The sequence below is a fragment of the Embleya sp. NPDC025285 genome (assembly GCF_055558835.1).
This window is the reverse complement of the sequence record NZ_JBVHLU010000001.1, coordinates 164,659-184,264: the sequence shown is the minus strand read 5'-3', so window position 1 is coordinate 184,264 and position 19,606 is coordinate 164,659. Positions and strand designations below refer to the sequence as shown.

The 19,606-nt window shown below is 69.9% G+C and carries 18 protein-coding genes; 5 read left to right on the top strand and 13 right to left on the bottom strand.

The features are described from left to right. A complete protein-coding gene (locus ACZ4FV_RS00745) occupies positions 1-861 on the bottom strand; it encodes a hypothetical protein (RefSeq protein WP_465321509.1) in 861 nt (286 codons plus the stop codon). A 267-nt stretch (positions 862-1,128) separates the two neighbouring features. On the opposite strand from ACZ4FV_RS00745, the gene ACZ4FV_RS00740 reads away from it, so the two are divergent. After that, a complete protein-coding gene (locus ACZ4FV_RS00740; RefSeq protein WP_465321508.1) occupies positions 1,129-2,334 on the top strand; it encodes a DUF4073 domain-containing protein in 1,206 nt (401 codons plus the stop codon). Between the two features lie 237 nt (positions 2,335-2,571). Here the strand turns inward: ACZ4FV_RS00740 and ACZ4FV_RS00735 are convergent, their stop codons facing one another. Continuing rightward, on the bottom strand, positions 2,572-3,507 hold the full coding sequence (locus ACZ4FV_RS00735) for a hypothetical protein (protein ID WP_465321506.1): 936 nt from the start codon (positions 3,505-3,507) through the stop codon (positions 2,572-2,574). 34 nt (positions 3,508-3,541) lie between these two features. Next, positions 3,542-5,455, bottom strand: coding sequence for an IucA/IucC family protein (locus ACZ4FV_RS00730; RefSeq protein ID WP_465321505.1), 1,914 nt, complete (start codon positions 5,453-5,455; stop codon positions 3,542-3,544). Positions 5,456-6,657: 1,202 nt separating this feature from the next. Between ACZ4FV_RS00730 and ACZ4FV_RS00725 the strand changes: the two genes are divergently transcribed. Beyond that, positions 6,658-6,894, top strand: coding sequence for a hypothetical protein (locus ACZ4FV_RS00725; RefSeq protein ID WP_402229266.1), 237 nt, complete (start codon positions 6,658-6,660; stop codon positions 6,892-6,894). A gap of 45 nt (positions 6,895-6,939) precedes the next feature. Here ACZ4FV_RS00725 and ACZ4FV_RS00720 read toward each other — a convergent pair whose 3' ends face one another. Further along, complete coding sequence (locus tag ACZ4FV_RS00720; RefSeq protein WP_355529513.1) at positions 6,940-7,362, bottom strand: ATP-binding protein; 423 nt, start codon at positions 7,360-7,362, stop codon at positions 6,940-6,942. Between the two features lie 242 nt (positions 7,363-7,604). Between ACZ4FV_RS00720 and ACZ4FV_RS00715 the strand changes: the two genes are divergently transcribed. After that, positions 7,605-8,102: a hypothetical protein gene (locus ACZ4FV_RS00715; protein WP_395859813.1), complete on the top strand. Its 498-nt coding sequence runs from the start codon at positions 7,605-7,607 to the stop codon at positions 8,100-8,102. Between the two features lie 140 nt (positions 8,103-8,242). Continuing rightward, positions 8,243-9,748 carry an MDR family MFS transporter gene (locus ACZ4FV_RS00710; protein ID WP_465321571.1) on the top strand — a complete coding sequence of 502 codons (1,506 nt, stop codon included), beginning with the start codon at positions 8,243-8,245 and terminating at the stop codon, positions 9,746-9,748. On the opposite strand, the gene ACZ4FV_RS00705 is transcribed toward ACZ4FV_RS00710, so the two are convergent. Beyond that, entirely contained in the window at positions 9,710-10,249 is a 540-nt protein-coding gene (locus ACZ4FV_RS00705) for a hypothetical protein (protein WP_465321503.1), read from the bottom strand. The genes ACZ4FV_RS00710 and ACZ4FV_RS00705 overlap by 39 nt on opposite strands. A gap of 1,036 nt (positions 10,250-11,285) precedes the next feature. Beyond that, positions 11,286-11,660, bottom strand: a complete 375-nt coding sequence (locus ACZ4FV_RS00700) for a peptidase inhibitor family I36 protein (protein WP_395859816.1) — start codon at positions 11,658-11,660, stop codon at positions 11,286-11,288. Positions 11,661-11,862: 202 nt separating this feature from the next. On the opposite strand from ACZ4FV_RS00700, the gene ACZ4FV_RS00695 reads away from it, so the two are divergent. Beyond that, positions 11,863-12,363 carry an AMIN-like domain-containing (lipo)protein gene (locus ACZ4FV_RS00695; protein WP_395859817.1) on the top strand — a complete coding sequence of 167 codons (501 nt, stop codon included), beginning with the start codon at positions 11,863-11,865 and terminating at the stop codon, positions 12,361-12,363. A gap of 42 nt (positions 12,364-12,405) precedes the next feature. Here ACZ4FV_RS00695 and ACZ4FV_RS00690 read toward each other — a convergent pair whose 3' ends face one another. From ACZ4FV_RS00690 to ACZ4FV_RS00660, 7 genes are all read right to left on the bottom strand, one after another. Then, positions 12,406-13,083: a class II aldolase/adducin family protein gene (locus tag ACZ4FV_RS00690; protein WP_395859818.1), complete on the bottom strand. Its 678-nt coding sequence runs from the start codon at positions 13,081-13,083 to the stop codon at positions 12,406-12,408. 50 nt (positions 13,084-13,133) lie between these two features. Next, the gene (locus ACZ4FV_RS00685; protein WP_402229276.1) at positions 13,134-14,771 is read right to left on the bottom strand and encodes a BCCT family transporter; all 1,638 of its coding nucleotides are present in this window, start codon (positions 14,769-14,771) and stop codon (positions 13,134-13,136) included. A gap of 13 nt (positions 14,772-14,784) precedes the next feature. Further along, positions 14,785-16,263, bottom strand: a complete 1,479-nt coding sequence (locus ACZ4FV_RS00680; protein ID WP_402229278.1) for a hypothetical protein — start codon at positions 16,261-16,263, stop codon at positions 14,785-14,787. A gap of 26 nt (positions 16,264-16,289) precedes the next feature. After that, positions 16,290-16,685 (bottom strand): hypothetical protein, encoded by a 396-nt coding sequence (locus ACZ4FV_RS00675; protein WP_395859821.1) that lies wholly within the window; start codon positions 16,683-16,685, stop codon positions 16,290-16,292. Positions 16,686-16,936: 251 nt separating this feature from the next. Then, the gene (locus ACZ4FV_RS00670; protein WP_395859935.1) at positions 16,937-17,884 is read right to left on the bottom strand and encodes an ABC transporter ATP-binding protein; all 948 of its coding nucleotides are present in this window, start codon (positions 17,882-17,884) and stop codon (positions 16,937-16,939) included. 38 nt (positions 17,885-17,922) lie between these two features. After that, a complete protein-coding gene (locus tag ACZ4FV_RS00665; RefSeq protein WP_465321501.1) occupies positions 17,923-18,732 on the bottom strand; it encodes an ABC transporter permease in 810 nt (269 codons plus the stop codon). After that, positions 18,725-19,579, bottom strand: a complete 855-nt coding sequence (locus tag ACZ4FV_RS00660) for an ABC transporter permease (RefSeq protein ID WP_395859823.1) — start codon at positions 19,577-19,579, stop codon at positions 18,725-18,727. The genes ACZ4FV_RS00665 and ACZ4FV_RS00660 overlap by 8 nt, the downstream gene beginning before the upstream one ends. Positions 19,580-19,606 lie beyond the last annotated feature (27 nt).

The following is a 19,606-nucleotide window of genomic DNA, read 5'->3' as shown; positions in this document are numbered from 1 at the left end:
TCACGACTGGAACGCCCGCCGCACGACCCCCGCGACCCGCCCCCGCCGGAGCGTGTCGCGCCAGGTGAAGCGCAGCACGAGCGCGCCTACGAGGGCCAGTTCGTTGGCCCGGGACCGGTCGCGAAAGAGCGCGTCGGGCCGCGAGTGCACGTCCGCGCCGTCCGCCTCCGCGAAGATCGGTCGCAAGCCGGTCAGCCACGCGAGATCCACGCGGGCCCGGCCGCCGCCGGGCAGCACGACCTCGTGCTGCAACTCGTCCGGTGCGACCCCGCCCCGAACGCAGTCGAGTCGTACCCGCGACTCCAATGGGCTCTCGGCCCGCGCGTCCGCGATTTCGAGCAACGGCCGAGCCCGTCCCGCCCCGGGCCGGCCCGCTGCCGCCCGCTCGACCGCCTCCAGCTCCGCCGCCTCGACCAGGCCCAGATGCAGCGCAGAATCGAGGACCGCCAGACCCTCCTCGGGCGGCAGCGTCGGCACCAGGTCGGCCAGTGTTCGCACCGGTGTCGTCACCGCAAATCCGTCCACCGTCACGATCTCGTCGGCCCGCAACCGGCGCCGATGCGCAACGATGCCGGGCCCACCACGACGCGACGCCGTGTCGGGCGTGGCGATGTGCACACATTCCACCGGCGGCACGCCACGCATCCCGTGCACGCGGGCCGCACTGTGCAATACGGCCACGGCTCGTTCGCCATAGGCCGCGAGCCCGGCGCGCAACAACCCGTGCGAGGAGAGCGCACATCGATCGGCATCGACGAGCCCCACGCCTCGCGCGAGTTCGCGCACCTTCCCATCGTTGACGAGTCTGCGCCACACCCGCCCGGACACCCCGGCGGATACCGCCTGTTCCCGTGTTACCACTCCGTCGTGCTGCCATGCCAACCCCCGCAAGACTCGTACGGCCTCTTCCATCCCCGGATCCTGGTCCGTGCGGCCCGCGGCGCGGTGTGAGCGGTCGCAATCTGTGGACAACCCGGCACTTGTGGACACCCAGGGGCGTGCTTTGCCGGATTCGTGGATGATCTTCAGCCATTGGACACCTTCATGATCATTGCGAGCCGCCGCGCGGCCGGCGCCAACCGGTGTGATGGGCGGGTCCCCACGCCCCGTACCGTCCCGAGGATCGCCATGCCCAACTTCCGCAAACACCGACGCGTCGCGGCCGTGTGCGCCGCGCTCGCGCTCACGGTGGGCGCCGGTTCCGCCTACGCCGAGAGCCGGCCGGCTCCCCGTGCGACCACTCCCGCCGGCGCCACCCCCGCCGCGCCCGCCAAGGTGTCCTTCAACGTCATCAGCGACGTGCAGGGCGACCTCGCGGACTTCGGTCGAGCACTCGATCAGATGAAGGTGATCAACCCCGCAAGCGGCGCGCTCGTCGTCAACGGCGACATCACCCCGCGCGGCTACAAGGCCGAGTACGACCAGGTGAAGCAGGTCCTGAACACGCGTCCGCACCCGGCGAACACGTTCTTCACGATCGGCAACCACGAGTTCTACGTGCCCAAGTACTGCAATCCGGACAAGCTGTGTCAGGAGACCTGGCCCAACGGCACCACCGAGCAGTCGCTCTTCCAGAACTTCTACGACTTCACCGGGCTCGACAAGGTCTACTACGAGCGCGTCGTCGACGGTGTCCCGATGTTGTTCCTCGGCACCGAGAAGTACATGAAGTACAGCGACCCCACCAAGTGGGACGAGGTGTGGTTCAGCGATGAGCAACTGACCTGGCTCGAGCAGCGAATGAACTACTGGGAGGCGCAGGGCAAGCCGACGTTCGTGTTCTCGCACCACGTCCTGCCGGACACGGTCTCGGGCACGCGCAACAAGCTCTACAAGTCGGACTACCTCCAAGCCGACCGCATCATGAGCATCCTGGGCGCGCACAAGGACGCCGTGCTGTTCACCTCGCACACGCACTGGGACCTGAACCTGTCCGACTGGGCGGTGCGCAAGGTCGTGCCGGGGACCGGCAACCTCGAAGGCTTCACGGTCGTCAACACCGGTGCCGTCCAAACCCAGTGGACCGACGACGGCTCGGGTGGTGAGAGCGCGCTGAGCGGGTTGGAGAACAGCGGGCTCCAGGTCGAGGTCACCAACGACCGGGTGTCGATCAAGGCCCGCGACTTCCGGCGCAACCAGTGGGTCAAGGAGCTGAACGTCCCACTGCACACCAAGTGCGCCGCGGCCAAGCCGTGGACCGAGTCGATGACGTACACGAACGGCGACACCGTCGTGTGGAACAACCACACGTGGCGCGCCAAGTGGTGGACGCGCGGCGAGACGCCGGGCACGACCGGCCAATGGGGCGTGTGGGAGGACCAGGGCGCCTGCTGATCGCCCGCGACAAGACCTGAAGGGGTGGGACCGTCGGCGGCCGGTCCCACCCCTTCGGCCGACCCGCGCCCGCATTCGGGGCGAGCCGCGGGGGCGACCACCGCATGAGGGTGCCTCCGGTGAAGGCATCGCCTCGACCGATATGGCACCGCTTCGGCCCCGCGCACGACGGTGCTCGCCGGGCCGTTGGCGACCAAGGCAACCGGTTGTCGATGCCCTCACCCGCCGAGTCGAGCACTACCGGGGCCCGGCTCGACGTCGGACCGACGACGACGGGGACGTACGCGGAAGGTCTCGTGCGAGATCGGGCGCCGCGCCCGAGGCCACCGGGGCCCGAGCCGGGCCGATCATGGGGTCGATGCGCACGATGGTCAGGTCCCCGTGCTCGAGTACGCCCGCCCTCCGTCGCGCGCCCACCCACCGGGCGAGTTCACGGGGACTGCCCGCGGCCGGCTCGCGCAATTCCTCCCACGGCCGCCCACCGGCAAGAGCGCTGCGCAGGAACCACGCACCGGCCGTGTCGTTGGCCACGTACAGCAGGTCCCGGTCGGTCCAGGTTCCTCGCGCACACCGAACCCGCCGCGCCACCGCGGCGGGGTCCGCGCCGTTGCTGGTCGCGACGTCGGGCCGTCGTGAGGTCGGAAACACCCGCCAGAGCCGGTCGCCGCGCACCTGGAAGAGATAGGCGTCGCCGAGCACCGCCGCCGCCCACTGGCCCCGCCCGGACAACCAAGGATGCGGCGCGATGTGCGCCGCGAGCACCGCGGACGCGTGCGCTCCGCGTTCCAATTTGCGTAGTTCGTAGGGCTGTACCGGCATTCCGCGCCGGTCCCGCTCGACCAGGTAGCGCTTGGTCAGGTCGGGCCATCGGTCCGCCGCACGCGCCAGCACGTCGGCGAATCCCGTACCGCCGCACAGGAGCGGGGTGGGCGCCGCACCGCACGCCCGCACCAGGAGTTCGGCCCAGCGCCGCGCGAGCAGACTCTCCGCGGCGCCGTCCGCGAGGGCGACCCGCAAGGCGCCCGGGCGGTCGACGCGGGCGCGCCTGCACGCGGGTCCGGCCGGCGGCAGGAACCCGCGTCCGGCCCCGTCGCCGATCCAGACCGCGTCCTCGTATTCGAGGGGTTCGCCTTCGTGCCGGTGCAGCGCCAGGACCGTGACGTTCGCGCGCACCGTGCCGTCTCCTCTGTGGTGGTACGAGAACCGCTCAGCCGCGTACGTCCGCGATCGGGTTGAGGATGTCGACGTAGACGGACTGGGTCTCCAACGGGACTTCGAGTTCGTCGAGACCCGCGACACGGGTGAGCAGGTTGGCCTTGCACCGCAGTGTGGCACCGTCGAGGAGGCGGTCCACGAGCGGGCGCCCGGCGGGGTGATCCGTGCGCGTGCGCACGAGCCGGTCGCGGAAGATCGCGATCAACGCCCGCTCGTCGGCCAGCCCTTGCGCACCCATCGCGCCGACGAGGCCGAGCACGTTGTTGATCGCGAGGTAGTAGCCGAGCCGTTCGTCGATCACGTGGTCGGGACACCAGGTCCCCAGGTCCCGGCCCGCGCCCGGGAGCCAGCGGGCCAGGCGCGCGCCGCGTTCGGCCGAGAAGTAGTAGCCCTGATTGCCGCGATAGCGTCCGCCGATCGGGCGGCCGTCGGTGTCCAGCACGACCAGCGTGTTCTGTTGATGTGCCTCCAGCCCGAGACCGTACTCACCGTGCAGCCACAGGATCGGTGCGACCAACACGTCCAGGTAGCGGCGGAACCACGACTCGGCCGTCTCGCGCAACGGCGTCGCGGTACGGGCGGCGAGTGTGTACAACACGTCGGCGAGCATCGACCGACCCCGCGGCAGGTCGGGGCGCGGCGCGGCCAGTCCCGCGATGCAGTACACGCGGTCGCGCGGGCCGAACGGGTTGTCCCGCACCACGAGTTCGAGGCCGGATTCGCCGCGCCCGCCGGGGACGTCCACCGCTATCCAGCCAAGATCACGCAGCACGTCGAACCCCGGGTGGGCGGAGTGCATGACGCGCTTGAGACCGGCGTCGAGCATCCGGTGCACGGCGAGGCCTCGGCGCAGTTCACTGCGGTGGTTCTCCCGGCGGGAGTTGGTGATCTCGACGCCGAGCGAGGTCTTCAGCATGACGGGCGCGCCGGTGCGGTACACGGTGCGCAGCGAGGAGGTGGCCGACCACGCGGGCCCGCCGGGGCCGAGGTCGCGGAGCAGCCCGCGCTCCAAGAGCGCGGCGACACCGGGTCGCCCGAGGACGTCGCGGGCCTGCCAGGGATGCGCCGGCAGGGCGACCATGCCCGGCGGCAGGTTCACATCGCCTTCGGCGAGCCCTGCGAGCACCACCGGCACGGGTCGCCCCAGATCGCCGTCGTGGATCGCCACCGAGGGGTCCACGGCGAACCAGTGCAGGGGGAACGATCCGCGCAATTCCGGCGAGTAGCGCGGCGACGAGGGTCCGTACATGCCTTGCCGGGACGCCGGCGAGGGATGCATCGGGTGGCCCAGAACGATCGACTGTTCGGTGCTCAGGAACGGCGTCGTTCCCGGAATGTCCTCGGGCACCTTGCGGCGCTCGGCGAGGTGGTGGGCGATCCGCCGGGTCGAGTCGATCACCCGGTCGGTCATGTCGGCGATCGCGGTGATCGAGCCGACTCGGCCGTGCGCCGCCTCGATTGCGAGGAGTACGGCCAGCGTGGTCGCGTCGAGTGCGACACCACTGCTCAGTCGGACCGGGCCGAAGCGGTGCATGCCGGTCTCGGAGCGGTACAGGATCGGCGCGACGACCGTGCTGGCGGTCGCCGGCAGCGGAAGCCGTAACGGCCCGTCCACCGGAACCGCGGTTCCGCTCTCGCGGATGCGGCAGCGAAGCAGGTTCTCTATGGCCGCGTGATCGGCGGCACGTGCGGGCGCGGGGTCGAGCAGTGGATCACTCGCCCCTCGGTCGCCGGGGGCGAGGTGTCGGGCGGCGCCGAGTACCGCGCCGGTGCGCGGGTGTTCGGGTTCGAGATGGGCCGGGTGGGCACGCGCGGGCGAGGGCTCGTCGCCTGCCGGGCCCGGAACGGGCTTTCGAGGGCTGCCCGGTCGCGCCGGCTCCGGAAGCGCCTCCGCGGATGTCGACATGTGCGGTACGTACCTCCCCTGGTCTGCACGGCCGTGGGTCGGGTTCGAATTGTGGACGCGGTCCATTCGCCACCGCTCCGAGGGACGTTCACCGTACGGCAATCCGCCGGTTATCAGAATCATGTCCCGCGACGGGCTCCCGTGTGCGGGCTTTGCGTGATGGCAACCCCTTGTCATGCTCCGGCGAGGTCGGCGGTCGCGGACCGATCGCGGGCGCGACCCGTCGCTCACGGCGTCGGCACCGGGCATGCCCGAGGACGCTTCGCCACGGTACGAACGGCCCCGTAAGAGCGGCATCAGGGGCCGGAGTCGGCAGCTCCGGTCGGTTTCGTGCTCCCCCGGGTGGGGTCGCGCGGACTTGGCAAGGTGATCGTGGGGTCCGCCGGCCCGTGACGATCGTCGATGCGAACGATTGGGGATGAGCGCGACGTGCATCTCGCACCTCGCACCCATAAGGAGTTTGCGCCATTTACGACGGATCGGGGCACCGGTGGGGAATTTCTCCGCCGCGATCTGCTCGATCCGTCGATCATCGCCACCGACCGTCCACTTGTGGTTACGATACGAACGCCCTTGTGCCGTAGGTGCCGAGGGGCGGAACGGGGGGAATCTCGGTCCAGTCCGTACTTCCGCGCGCACGTTTCCGCGGACGCTTGGACGAGGCTCCGTCACTGCCTGGAGAACGACCTGCCGCCTCCGCGCGTCGGGCCTCAGCCTTGGGCAAACACGGAATCCGGAGCCGGTCATGCCGTACCAGCATCAGCCGAACGGCCCACACCAACCGCCATACGGGCAACAGCCCCACCAGCCCTATCCGTCGCAGATCCCGCCCCCGTACCCGCCACCGCACCCACCCCCCGCGCCGCGACCGAGACGGCGGCGGCAATGGGAGGTTGATGTTGCTTCTCACGCTGATCGGGACGGTGGCGACCGTGCTGAGCGTGCTCGTCGCGGCGGGCATCGGCCCGTTCGATCTCTCGGACGACTCGCCGGCGTCGGGCAGGGCGACAAGAACGGGGCCGACCCGGCGGCCTCGGCGCAGGGGCCCGCGAAGCAGACGGCGGAAAGCTACGTCCGGGCGGTCAACGAGGTCTGTCCGGCTCGTTCGGACAACGTCACCAGGCTCTTGAACGACCTGACCGCCTCGACCGTCTCGAATGACGTCGCGCAGCAACGCACCGCGCTGAGCGACGAGCGCCGAGTTGAAGAACACCCGATCCCACATCAGGGCCGTACCGTTGCCGGCCGATCCGGCCGCGGCCGGGCCGTTCACGCAATGGCGTAACGCCTACGACAGCCGGGTCGACGCCCTGAGCGAGGCGGCCGCGACGCTGAACAGCGGCGACTCGGCGGGCTTTCGGGTCGCGTCGGACCGATTCGTCAACGAGACGGGCCCGATGAAAGACAAGCAACGCGCCCTGAACCTCGCCTGCCCGTAGCAGGCACGGGTGACGGGGCCGGGAGGGGGAAGCCGGGTGAGCGGGTCAGGCGACCGGCCACGGCAGGATCACCCACAGGGTCTTGCCGTCCGGGTGTGCCTCGATGTGGATCTGACCGCCGAGTTCGGTGACGATGTTGCGCACGATCAACAGTCCTCGACCCGACGTGTCGTCGACCGTTTCCAACAGGGCGACCGGACGGTAGGGATGGCGGTCGCGTACACCCAGCCACAACCAACCGTCGTGCACGGTACAGGTGACCGATACCTCCGGCGACAAGACGGCCGCGTGTTCGACGGAGTTGGTGATCAGCTCGGAGGCGACCAGCTTGAGGGCGTAGCCCAGATCGTGTCCGTAGGGCAGTCCCCAGTAGGTCAGATGGTCCGCCAGGGCCCGTCGGGCCTGTGCGACAGAGGCCGGTTGGGCGGGCAGGGTGAACCAGCAGGATCGCTCGTATCCCGTTCCCATGTCACCCCTTTCGGCACCGCGCCTCAGCGTACTGACCGGCGCGCTTGCGGGCGCACGGTTGACGATTCGTCATATCGCTACGATTCGATGATCGGTCGCGTGTGTGAGTGAAGGTCGACATGGGCAAGACCATCGCAGTCCACGTCCCTCCCGACGTGTGATTGTGAGCGCCGAACAGCGGCATTCCTCTGCGAATGACCGGATTGTGCACGGTGCGGATTCCAGAAGGGTGACTACCTGTGGTGGAAGATCTCGATGCCGTCGAACAGGCCATGTTGGCCAACCTTCTCGACGGTCGTCGGCCTCGTCGGCGCACCTCGGAGACGCCGACCCGGTCCAATCGACAACACCAGCCCCCGCAGCAGCAGCGCCGTCAGGCGCAGTCGGTGCCGCGTGCGGTCATCCCGGCGCCGGTGCCCGCGGCGGCACCCAACCGGGACGCTACGCGCGTTCTCGACATCGGTCGCGTGATCAAGCAGATCGACCCCCGGACCACGCCCGAGCAACGGCACGCGATGGCGACGAGCTGGACCCAGTTGGATCTGACTGCGGCCCAGGTGTTGGCCTGGCTGACCGCCGGCATCCTGCCCGCGGAGTACAAGCTGGCGGCGGCGTGCCTGGAGCGGGGCCTGACCCCGCAGGACATGAAGACTCGCCTGGACGGCGTGCGCGTGGTCGAGCGGCTGCGCAGCGACGGCGTGGACGGCGTGGTGGCGCAACTGCGCAGCGGCGCCGCGTAGGCGGGCCGCGCCGGGGGACATCGCGGGCCGGGCCGGTGGATGATCATTGACATGGTTCATTACCAAGCCTAGCTTTTAGCGATGTGAAGGATTCGGGGGCGGGTTCCGCCGCCCCACCCACTCTGACGCATCGCCAGGTCATGTTGGTCTTCTGCGGGTTGATGCTCGGCGTCATGCTGGCATCGCTCGACGCGACCATCGTCTCGACGGCGATGCCGACGATCGTTGCCGACCTCGGCGGGCTCGAACACCTGGCATGGGTGACCACCGCGTACACCCTGGCCACGGCGGTTTCGATCCCGCTGTACGGAAAGCTCGGCGACGTATACGGGCGCAAGCGGCTCTTCCAGTTCGCCATCGTGGTGTTCCTCGTGGGCTCCATGCTGTGCGGTACCGCACAGTCGATGGGCGCCCTGATCGCCTTCCGGGCGATCCAGGGACTCGGCGCCGGCGGGCTGATGAGCAACGCGCAGGCCATCATCGGCGACCTCGTACCGCCCGCCGAACGCGGTCGATACCAGGGCTTCATCGCGTCCACGGTCGCGTTCTCGACCGTGTGCGGGCCGCTGATCGGCGGCTTCTTCACCGAGGCGCTGTCGTGGCGATGGGTGTTCTATGTGAACATCCCACTGGGCGCGGTGGCGCTGATGGTCACGTCCGTGGTGCTCAGGCTGCCGCGCAAGGCCTACACCAAGCGTCCGTTCGACGGTTTCGGCCTGGCCCTGCTCACCTGCGGAACCAGTGCCTTGATCCTGTTCACCAGTTGGGGCGGTACGCAGTTCGCCTGGGTCTCCGCGTCGAGCCTGGTGCTGGCCCTGACGGCGGTCGGCGCGCTCGCGGCCTTCGTGTTGGTGGAGCGGCGTGCGGCCGACCCGTTGATTCCGCTGCGGTTGCTCTCGCGCAACACGATCGTGCGGGTCGCGTGTCCGCTGACGATGGTCACCGGTTGCCTGACCCTGGGAATGAGCACGTTCCTGCCCATCTACCAGCAGATCGTGCGCGGCCACGGGCCGACCCGGTCCGGGCTGCTGCTCGCGCCGATGATGCTCTCGATGATGGTGTGTTCGACGCTGTCGGGTCGGCTGATCTCGCGAATCGGCAAGTACAAGCGGTTCCCTCTGGTCGGCACGCTGCTGGCCGCGGCAGGGGTCGTGGTGTTGTCACTGCTCGGCGTCGACAGCCCGTACTGGCACCTGCTGATCGGGCTGATGGTGCTGGGGTTCGGGCTCGGCACGATCGGTCCGGTCACCACGCTCGCGGTGCAGAACTCGGTCGACCACGCGGACATCGGTGTGGCCACCGGCCTGAACTCGTTCGCGCGCTCGATCGGCTCGGCCCTGGGCGCGGCCGTGCTCGGCGCGGTGTTCGCGCACGGGGTGGCCGACGGGACGGGGCCGGGCCGGGCGGGTGAATCCGGCATGGGGATCACTCGGCAGGCGATCGACGCGTTGCCGGCGGAGCAGCGGGAGGCGACGCTGGTCGGGTTCGCGGACGCGCTCGACGCGGTGTTCCTGGCCGCCGTCCCGATCGCGGTGCTCGGCTTCGTCCTCGCGCTCATGTTGCGGGAGATCCCCTTGCGTCGCGGCCCGAAGCAGGTCGCGGCGGTCTCAACAAGCACCGAGCGCAAGCTGTTCGAGACCGGCTGACAGATCGCGCAGGTCCTCTGCGGCGTCCCAGGCCCAGTGGTTGGGGTTGCCGGCGAGCGCCTCGTCGGTCTCCAGTCGGCGCAGTGCGAGCCCCGCGAGGTCCAGGACCAGGTCGTGTTCGCCCTCTCCGTTCAACCGGTGCAGCACGCCCACGACGTCGCATACCCGCCGGGTGAGGCTGCGTTCGGGGATGCCTTCGATCAACCGGGAGAGACCGTAGCCGGCCATCAAGCTCAGGATCATGCCGCGTATGGCCGATAGGTCGCGCCGTTCCCGGGCCGGTTCGAACCGACGCCACCAGCACACCCACGCTTGCGGCTCCGTGGTCGCGCGAGCCTCGATCGCGGTACGACGCGGCGGGAAGGACGCCGACCGCGCGGATCCGGCGAGCATCAACCGCTCCAGCGCCGCGTCCACCGCGACCTCCAAGTCGGGGTGCGGCCGATCCGAGCACACGCGGGTTCGGGTCTGTTCGGCGGCTGTCATCGCCATCGTCGTCATGCGATGTATTGGAGCGGAGTGTCTCGTCGGCCCGCCCTGCGATCACTCGAAAGAGGGACAATGTGTCGCATGAACGAGTGGGAACTGTGGCGCCAGGACGACAATGGCGCGCGTTTCCGGATCCGGGGCCATACCAATCGTGTGGCCGCGATCGCCGGCCGATTGTCCGGACGCCGCACGAGCAGCTGTACTGGGTGGCGGGCCCACGAACCCCGAGCTGCCCGACACCGGCCGCCCCCGCGGACCTGATCCAGGTCCTGGCGGCGGATCGCGAGCCTTCGGCGCCCGCGTTCCTCGTCGCCTTCCGGGACGTCGGGGCGTCGTTGCGGGATGAGCGCTGCCTCGAACGCGACACGATCGCGGCCGTGTTCAGCGCCGCGCGGGACACCGCCGAGTCCGGGCCCGCGCGGGCGCGGGCGCGATCCCGAGCGCGAGCGGGCGGGCGAAGGCGACCCGGAGCGGGCTCCGGCGCTCGACCGCGCACGGGACCATCTGGCCCACGCAGCGGCGCAAAATTTCAAGGCGTCTACGTTCGCCGTGCCGGCGGGTTGGACGGTCCGGCAGGGCAGTGAGGGGCCCAACGTGCTGTGCGTGTGCCGCCCGCCGCGCTCCTGGGGCGCCCGAACGACGGGTGCGCGGTGGACGGCGTGGAAATCCGCCTCCCTGATCCGCCGGACGACGAAGCGGGCCGGCTGCTGCACTTCGAATCCGGATCGGGCTGGGTTCGGCAGGGCGACGCCTGGTGCCGCGGGGCGGTCCCCCCGCGGCACCATGTTGACCACGTCCTCGACGTTCGTCGAACACGGGTGCCGCCCGGTCGGACCCCAGGCCGTCGACTACCGACGCTGGTCAGCCGGTTGCGACCACGGATCGACCTATCACCCGCGGGTGTGGTGGCTGCCGACCACGAAGCCGTCCAGCGCGACCTTCGCCATGCCACCGATTCCGGACGCGACGGTCGATCGAGTTGCCGCGTCCTTCGACTTCTCGGGCTACTCCGGAGTCCGGGGACGACGGCCGTCTCCCGCGCCCGCCGTCACGGCTTCTCCCAGATCTGGAAGGCCCGGACCGTGAAGGGCACGTCGGGCACGAAGACCCCGTCGCCCGGATACGTGCTGAAGTCGCCTTCCGTGGCGCACTCCCTGCTCTGGTACATCGTCACGTAGCGATCCATGCGGTTCGCGAAGGAGAGCGCGTCGACCCCGTCGGGCAGGGAAATGCACTGCTCGACGTTGACTTCGGCCAACTCGAATGCCGCCGCCGGCGCACCGGCGAAGGCCGGCCCTGTCCAGAAGCACACCTGCCCCGGTTCACACGTGGCAGCCCCGGTCGGGTCGGCGGAGGCCCCCGGCGCCGCCACGGTCAGCAGGCTCGTGGTCAGGGCCAGCGCGCAGACAAAACGACGTCGCATGCGGTTCATCGGTGATACCCCGTTCGTCGAATCCGTTGCCCCGGTTCCGACGTGTGTCCAGGGTCGCTCGTGTATCGGCGAAGCGCCGGCAAATGTGGCCGGATTACTTCGAAAGAGTGCATTGAAGATCAACTTCTGCCATCTCGGAACCAGAGTGCGAAACGTTTCGTCGCTGTAGATATCGGCTCATTCGGAGGCTGTCATGGCTGTTGTATCCGTCCCCCGTCGCCATCTCGTCCGCTCCGCCCTCGGCGTCGCCGCCGTCGTCGGCATCACCGCCACCACCGTGTTGTCCGGGACCGCGCAGGCCGCCGGCACCACGTACCTGACCAACATCCGCACCGGACAACACGCGACCTTCGACCGCGTGGTCCTCGACTTCTCCGCCGGCCTCCCGGCGTACGGGAGCACCACGAGCAGCGGTCTCGAGCAGTGCGCGAGCGGCAAGCCCGTCAGCTTCCCGAACAGCGCCGAATACCTCGAACTGGACATCGCCGGCGCCGCGCACGACGACGACGGCAACGCCACGTACACCGGCCCGCGCCACGTGGTGACCAACATGCCTTCGCTCACCGGGTACGCGGTCACGTGCGACTTCGAGGGCAAGCTCAAGGTCGGCATCGGTTACAAGAGCAACGTGCACGAGGTGCTCACGTTCGTCCTGAACAACCCGAGCCGCATCGTGATCGACGTCAAGCGCTGACCGGGACCGGGCCGCGCTCCGCCGCAGCCGGCCCGGGCCTTCCTACCGGTTCATCCGACGTTCGACCGCCGCCAGCTCGGCGGCGGTCAGCACGTTCGGCGTGCCCACCGCGAGCGAGCGCACGTACACCTCGCACAACCACTCCAGGATCCGGGTACGGTCGTACGCCTCGATCAGGTCCCGTCCCAGGGTCACGCCCCCGTGGTTGGCCATCAGCGCCGCGCTGCGGCCGCCCGCGAGCGCCGCTCGCACCGAGGCAGCCAATTCCGGCGTCCCGTAGGTCGCGTACGGCGCGACCCGCACATCGTGCCCGCCGAGCAGCAGCACGTTGTAGTGGATCGCCGGCAACACCGGCAGCGTTGTCGCCACCACCGCCCCGAACACCGCGTGCGTGTGCACCACGGCGCCGGCGTTCGGGTCGCTCTCGTACAGCGCGAGGTGCATCGGCGTCTCGGAGGAAGGCGTCCGCGTGCCCTCCACGACCGTGCCCGTCATGTCCACGACCACGCACTCCGCCGGCGTGATGCGCTCCAGCGGGACACCGGAGGGGGTGACCGCGACCAGCGGGCCCCGGCGCACGCTCAGGTTGCCCGAGGCTCCGACCACAAGTCCGCACTCGACGATCCGTGCTCCGAACTCGCACAGTTCGCGACGCTCGTCCTCCAACAACACCGCGGCCTCCCGACCGGGATACGCCCGGATTCGCTCTGACACCACCATGACCGATCGAGGCCGACTCGGCCCGAACGGATCCAATCAGATCGGCGTACTCAGATGCCGCCGTGGTGTCGGTGGAAGGCCTCCGCGTCGACGCCCTCGCCCTCGTCGCCCACGGTCGCGCGCACCGCGGCGGACAAACCACGCGCCCGCATGCGTCTCGGTCCCGGTGCGACCATCGGGTCGCTGTTCAGGTCCTTCAGCAGAGCCACGCACAGCGCCAGCATCACCAGCACGAACGGCAACGCGACCAGGATGGTCGCCTGTTGCAGCGCGGTGAGACCACCCGCGACCAGGAGCACCGCCGCGACCGCGCCGATCAGCGCGCCCCACCCCACCACCAGCCAGCGCGCCGGTTTGAGCGAGCCGCGGCTGGTCAGCGAGCCGAGCACGAGCGAGGCCGAGTCGGCCCCGGTGACGAAGTACAGCGCGACCAGGATCATCGCCACGGTCGCGGTGACGGCGTACAGGGGTAGCGCGTCGAGCATCGCGAACAGGCCCGACTCCGGCCCGTCGGCGACCTTGGTCACCAGATCGGCCGAGCCGGTCTGTTGCAGGCGCAGCGCGGTCCCGCCCATCACCGCGAACCAGATCGTGCTCGCCCCGCTGGGTACCAGCAGGACGCCGATCACGAACTGGCGAACCGTCCGGCCGCGCGAGATGCGTGCGATGAACGTGCCCACGAATGGGGCCCAGGACAGCCACCACGCCCAGTAGAAGATCGTCCACGAGCCCATCCAGGCGTCCCCGCCGAAGGTTCCGGTACGGGTCGCCAGGGTCAGCAGATCGTTGAGGTAGCTGCCGACGGAGGCGGGCAGCACCCCGAGCACGTACACCGTCGGGCCGACCACGAACACGAACACCATGAGCACCAGCGCGAGCAGCACGTTGGCGGTGCTGAGCCACTTGACGCCGCGATGGATCCCACTGAAGGCGGACACCACGAAGGCGGCCGTGAGCGCGATGATGATCACCACGTGCAGCGTCGAGGTGTCCTTGATGTCGGTGGTCAGGTCCAGGCCCTTGGCCACCTGGAGGGCGCCGAGTCCCAGGCTGGTGGCCGAGCCGAACACGGTCGCGAAGATGGCGAGCAGGTCGATCGCCTGCCCGGCGGCACCGTCCGCGTGGCGACCCAGGAGCGGTACGAACGCGGCGCTGACCCGATTTCCGCGACCGCGCCGAAACGTGGCGTAGGCGAGGGCGAGGCCGGCGATCGCGTAGATCGCCCACGGATGCAACGTCCAGTGGAAGAGCGTCCATTCGAGCGCCGCGCCGGCCGCCCTCGGAGTCTGGGCGACCGCGCCCGAGGCCGGTGGTGGCGCGGCGAAGTGTTGGATGGGTTCGGCCACGGCGTAGAACATCAGCCCGATACCCATGCCCGCGCTGAACATCATCGCGACCCAGGCGCCGGTACTGAATTCCGGCTCGTCGTCGTCCTCGCCCAAGCGAATTCGGCCGTACTTCGACGCGGCGATGAAGACCGCGAGCACGAGAAAGGTGTCGGCGGCGACGACGAACAGCCAGCCGAAGTTGCGGATCGTCCAATCGAGTCCGGTCGACGCCGCGGTGTCGAGCGAACCCTTGGCGAGGACGCCCCACAGGACGACCGCGAGCACGAGGGCGAAGCCGATGGCCGCGACGACCGGGTCCACGCGGGGCGCGGCGGCGTCGTCCCGGCTGGATCCGCTCACGTGGTCGTCCTTTTCATCCGCTCAAGCGCCACACGACATGGTGCGGTCTCACGGATGGGGAAGGGCGGGACGCGCCGGAACAGCCTCCGGCGTCACTCCTTTGTCGCAACCACCGGCGCGTCGTTCGTCGCGGATCGGTACAACGCCACGATCTGCCGAATGCAACCCGCCCGGCAACGCGAGGCGTTCGTCGAGCGCGGTGTGGGTGGCCGATCCGAACCGGATCGACGAAGCGGCTCACGGCTGCGAGGGCGGAGCGCAGGTCGCCTTCCGAACCGGGATCGCCCGGCTCGACCGGACCGTCCGGATCACCGAGTCCCGGCCCGGCCGGGTCTCCGAACAGCACGGCACGATCCGCACGGAGCAGAGCGGGGATCACGTCGCGTTCGCTCACCGTCCCGGCGTCGTCCACCACCACCAGGTCGAAGCGCACGTCATCGGGCAATCGCCGAACCGCGCGCGGCGACATCACCCTCACGGGTGCGCCCGCCGGCGCAGCCGACGGGCCGACCCGCACCCCCGACACCGGCCTCGGGCGGACAACCGCCGTCGCCGACGCTCGGGTTCGATACCGGTGGGCGTGCGCTTGTAGGCCTACCACCCCGCCGGGCCCGCCGGCGGTGATGGTGTGGGCGAGCGAGGTGTACAGGAAGTGCTCGTACCCGCCCGCGGCCCCCTCCGGTGATACCGCTCTCGCCGTCAGGTCGGCCATGAGCGGTCCCAAGCCGGCGGTCGCGAGGGCGCGGTACCAGCGACAGCGGTCCGCCAGTCGCTCGCAGGACACGCCGTCCGCCGAGATCGACTCGGCGAGCCGATCGAGCCGCTCCCCGATATCGGGCAACGCGGCGTCCACCGGCAGGCCCAGGACCGGGAACAGCGATTCCGCGTAGCCCGCAAGCGCCTGCCGTTCGCATTCCGAGTCGGACCACGCCGGGACCATTTCCCGCAGGAACACCGTCTCGGGCAACCCGTCCGGCTGTTCCTGGAAGAGACGGACCAAGGCTCGGGCCTCGGTCATGGTGAGCCGCATTGCGGCCCGGTCGGTCGGGAATCGCGTACGTTCGCGCAGGTATCGGCGCGCCGCGGGTCGTCCGTACCAGCGTGTGGTCGCCGGCAGTCGGGGAATGGAGTACGGACCGGTGAGGACTTCCGGGTCGACCACGATCGAGAGCTGCCGCACTCGCTTGACGAGTGCGAGACACGCCGTCCATTCGGCGAGATCACGCGGCTCGGCCCGATCGGGGTGGAGCCGGGCCCGGGACGCGGCCGCCCGGATCTCGCGCCACCTTGCGCGCAGTTCGGCGACTTCGCCGACCACGGAGCGGGCCTGCTCGAGCGTGTCGATCCGCACGCCGTGCCAAGCCGCATCACGCAACCCGCCCGCATGCGCCAATCGTTCGAGGTCGCGCCCGAGCCGATGGGCCTCGTTCGGATCGAGCGCCGACACAAGCTCCGGATCGAGCACGGGCCCGGTCCACAACGGCCGCCCCACGAGGTGATCCTGAACTCCGGCCAGGGTCAACCCCCAAGCCCCGTACGGCGCGACCATCGAGCGCGCATGCCGAGGCGCGTTACAACCAGCACGCGTCCGCCGGCGTCGAGTTCGCGGCGGATCACCATCGCGGCGGTCCTGGTCTTGCCCGTACCGGCCACCCCCACGACCACCAAAGCGGGAGGACGGGCAGACGCGGCGGCGAGTACCCGTATCTGGTCCAGGTCGGCGTCGCCCACCCACCCGACCACCGCCGCGTCGGGCTCAGCCGCCCGCAGCGTCACCGCGGCCCCGGCCAAGGCCGCGACGACGCCTCCGCGAGCGGTGTACCAGTGATGCCCCGAGTCGGTCGGCAACGGAAACCGCCCGTTCGCCCACCGCGGCAAAGCGGCACCGACGACCTCGTCCTGACTGTGCGTCATGTCCCGTCCCCCTCAGGAAGACTCTCCTCCGGGACCGCACACGACCGCAGGGGGCAATCCCTCAAAACCGGGAGCCCGCCGAACACGTCCACCGGCCCCGGACACTGGCGACGGACACCGGCGCCGACCACAACGCATCACCGGCAACCGCTTGCGGCCGCAGCCGGACGCCCATCGCCATCGCCATCGCCCATCGCGCGTCGCGCGTCGCGCGTCGCCCGCAGAGGTCCCCCGCCCGCGAGCCCGCCCCATCACCCCCGATACAGCCTCGCGACCACCTCCTCGATCGTCGGCTCCCGCACGGACACGTCCCGCAGGCCCCCGTCGCGCGCGATCCTGGCGATCAACTCCCCCGCAGGCACGCCGTCCAGCGCGAAGGTGACTCGCCTGCCGTCCGCCTCGACCGCCTCGATCGCGACCCCGGGCATCCGCACGTCCAGCGCACGCGCCTCGTCCAGATCCACCACCACCCGCCGGCGCGAGCCGTAGCGCGCGTGCAGGGCCTCCAGCGTCCCGTCGTGCACGACCTGGCCGCGGTCGATCACGATCAGCCGCCGGCACAGGTGCTCGATGTCGGCGAGGTCGTGCGTCGTGAGCACGGTCGTGACGTCCCCGCGTGTGCCGATCTCGGCCAGGAAGGCGCGCAGCGACTGCTTGCTGACCACGTCGAGTCCGATCGTCGGCTCGTCCAGGAACAGCACATCGGGACCGTGCAGGAGGGCCGCCGTGATCTCGCCGCGCATCCGCTGCCCGAGCGAGAGTTGACGCACCGGTGTGTCCATGAACTCGTCGAGTTCGAGCATCGCCCGGCACTGTCGGAGCCTGGCCTCGTGCTCGACGGCGGGCACCGCGTAGACGAACCTCAGCAACCTGAACGACTCGCGCAGCGGCAGGTCCCACCACAGCTGCGAGCGCTGTCCGAAGACCACCCCGATCCGACGGGCGAGCCGGCGTCGACGGGGCACCGGTTCCAGGCCGCAGACCCGTACATGCCCCGAGGTCGGCGTCAGGATCCCGGTCATCATCTTGAGGGTGGTCGACTTGCCGGCGCCGTTGGGTCCGATGTAGCCGACCGTCTCGCCGCGCGCGACGCTCAACGCGACGCCGTCCACGGCGGCCACCGTGAGCGATTCCCGGCGGACCCGGCCGATCTTGCGCCTGACGGTGAACTCCTTGCGCAGGTCACGCACTTCGATCATCGTCTCGGTCGCGGTCTGGGTGATGGTCTCGGTCGCGGTCACGATCCCGTACTCCTGTAGTGCCGAATCCCGGTCCGCCACACCAGCAGCGCGATCGTCCAGGCGAACGCCGCGACGACCGGGGACAACCATGCGAGCCAGTCCGGCCCGCCGAGTGGATCCGCGCGTCCCGTCAGGAACAGCGCGGGGTGATAGCCGACCAGCGCGAGGCCGACCCCGTAGCCGAACACCCGGCGCAGCAACCCCGGGTAGATCGTCGCCGGGTAGCGGGCGAACTCCTTGCCGCCGTAGGTGAACGCGTTGGCCATCTCGCCGGATTCGACGAACCAGAACGCGACACAGGCCCCCAGTACGAACACCGCGGCGAACAGCGCACAGCCCGCGATCGGAGTCAGCACGAGCACCAGTACGCGCGTGGGAGTCCAGTGCAGGTCCGCGTACACGAGTACGACCACCAGCAACACCAAGGACTGCGCGGCTCGACCGATCCGGCGCAACGCGAAGTCGGTGGCGAGCAGTTGCGGCAGTACGCGCAACGGACGGACCAGGATCGCGTCGAGCATGCCCTTGCGCACGTACAGGGACAGTCGTTCGATGTTGCCGACGAGCAGGTCGGCGAGGTCGAACGCGAAGACCGCGAGCGCGGACATCACGAGCACCTCACGCAGCCCGAATCCGCCGACCGTCGGCGACACCCGGAACACCACGAGGACGACGGCGGCCTCGACGAGCGTGGTAAGCGCGCAGGACGCGACGTCGATGGTGAACGAGGCGCGGTACTGGGTCTGACTGCGGATCTGGGCTCGTACCAGATGCGCGTACGCCTGGATCGTGCTCGACTCAGCCACCCTGGATCACCAGCTTGTCGGTCGCGGCCCGCTGCACGCGCCGCACGACGGGCACCAGGATCGCAACCCAGAACAACTGGAGCACGACGCTGCCGATCTGCTGTGCGGGGCCGGGACGTTCGACCACCACGTCGAGCGGGATCTGAAACAGGCCGGGGAACGGGGTGCACAACCACAACACGGCCTGGGCCCAGTCGGGCAGGAACCGCAGCGGGAAGAAGGTGCCGGCGAGTACACCCGAGGCGAGCAGCCACACCGCGCCGATACCGCGCGCGTCGAGCAGCCAGAACGCGCCGAGGTTGACGAGGTAGCGCAGCGCGAAGCTGAGCACCGTACCCAGGGTCAGCGAGAGCACGAACAGCGGGATCGTGTAGGGACGTTGCGGGACGTACAGGGTGAACATCAGCGCGCCGGCGAGGACGGGTACCACCATCCGGGCGAGCACCGCGTAGGCGGCCCGGCCGAGGTCGGCGGCCAGGAACGCCTCGAAGGGGTCGATGGGGCGCAGCAGGTCGGCGGTCACGTCGCCGCTGCGGACCCGGTCGGCGAGTTCGTTCCAGGTCCACACGTGGACGACGCTGAGGATGCCCTGACCGACCCAGACGTAGGTGGCGAGTTGCGCCGCGTCGTAGCCGCCGGGCCGGCGGCCGTCGTCGGCGAGGGCGCGCAGCAACGAGTAGATCATCACACCGAAGACGATGTTGGTGAACAGTCCGGCGAGGGTTGCCTGCCGGTAGGTGGACCAGCGGCGGAAGCCCGCGCCGAACAGCGCGCCGAAGCGGTACAGCCGGGCCCGTCGGTCCGGCGGTTGGTCGATCCGCAGTGAGCGCGCGGAAGCGAACGACATGGTGAAATCCCTTTCCCCGGGCAGCGT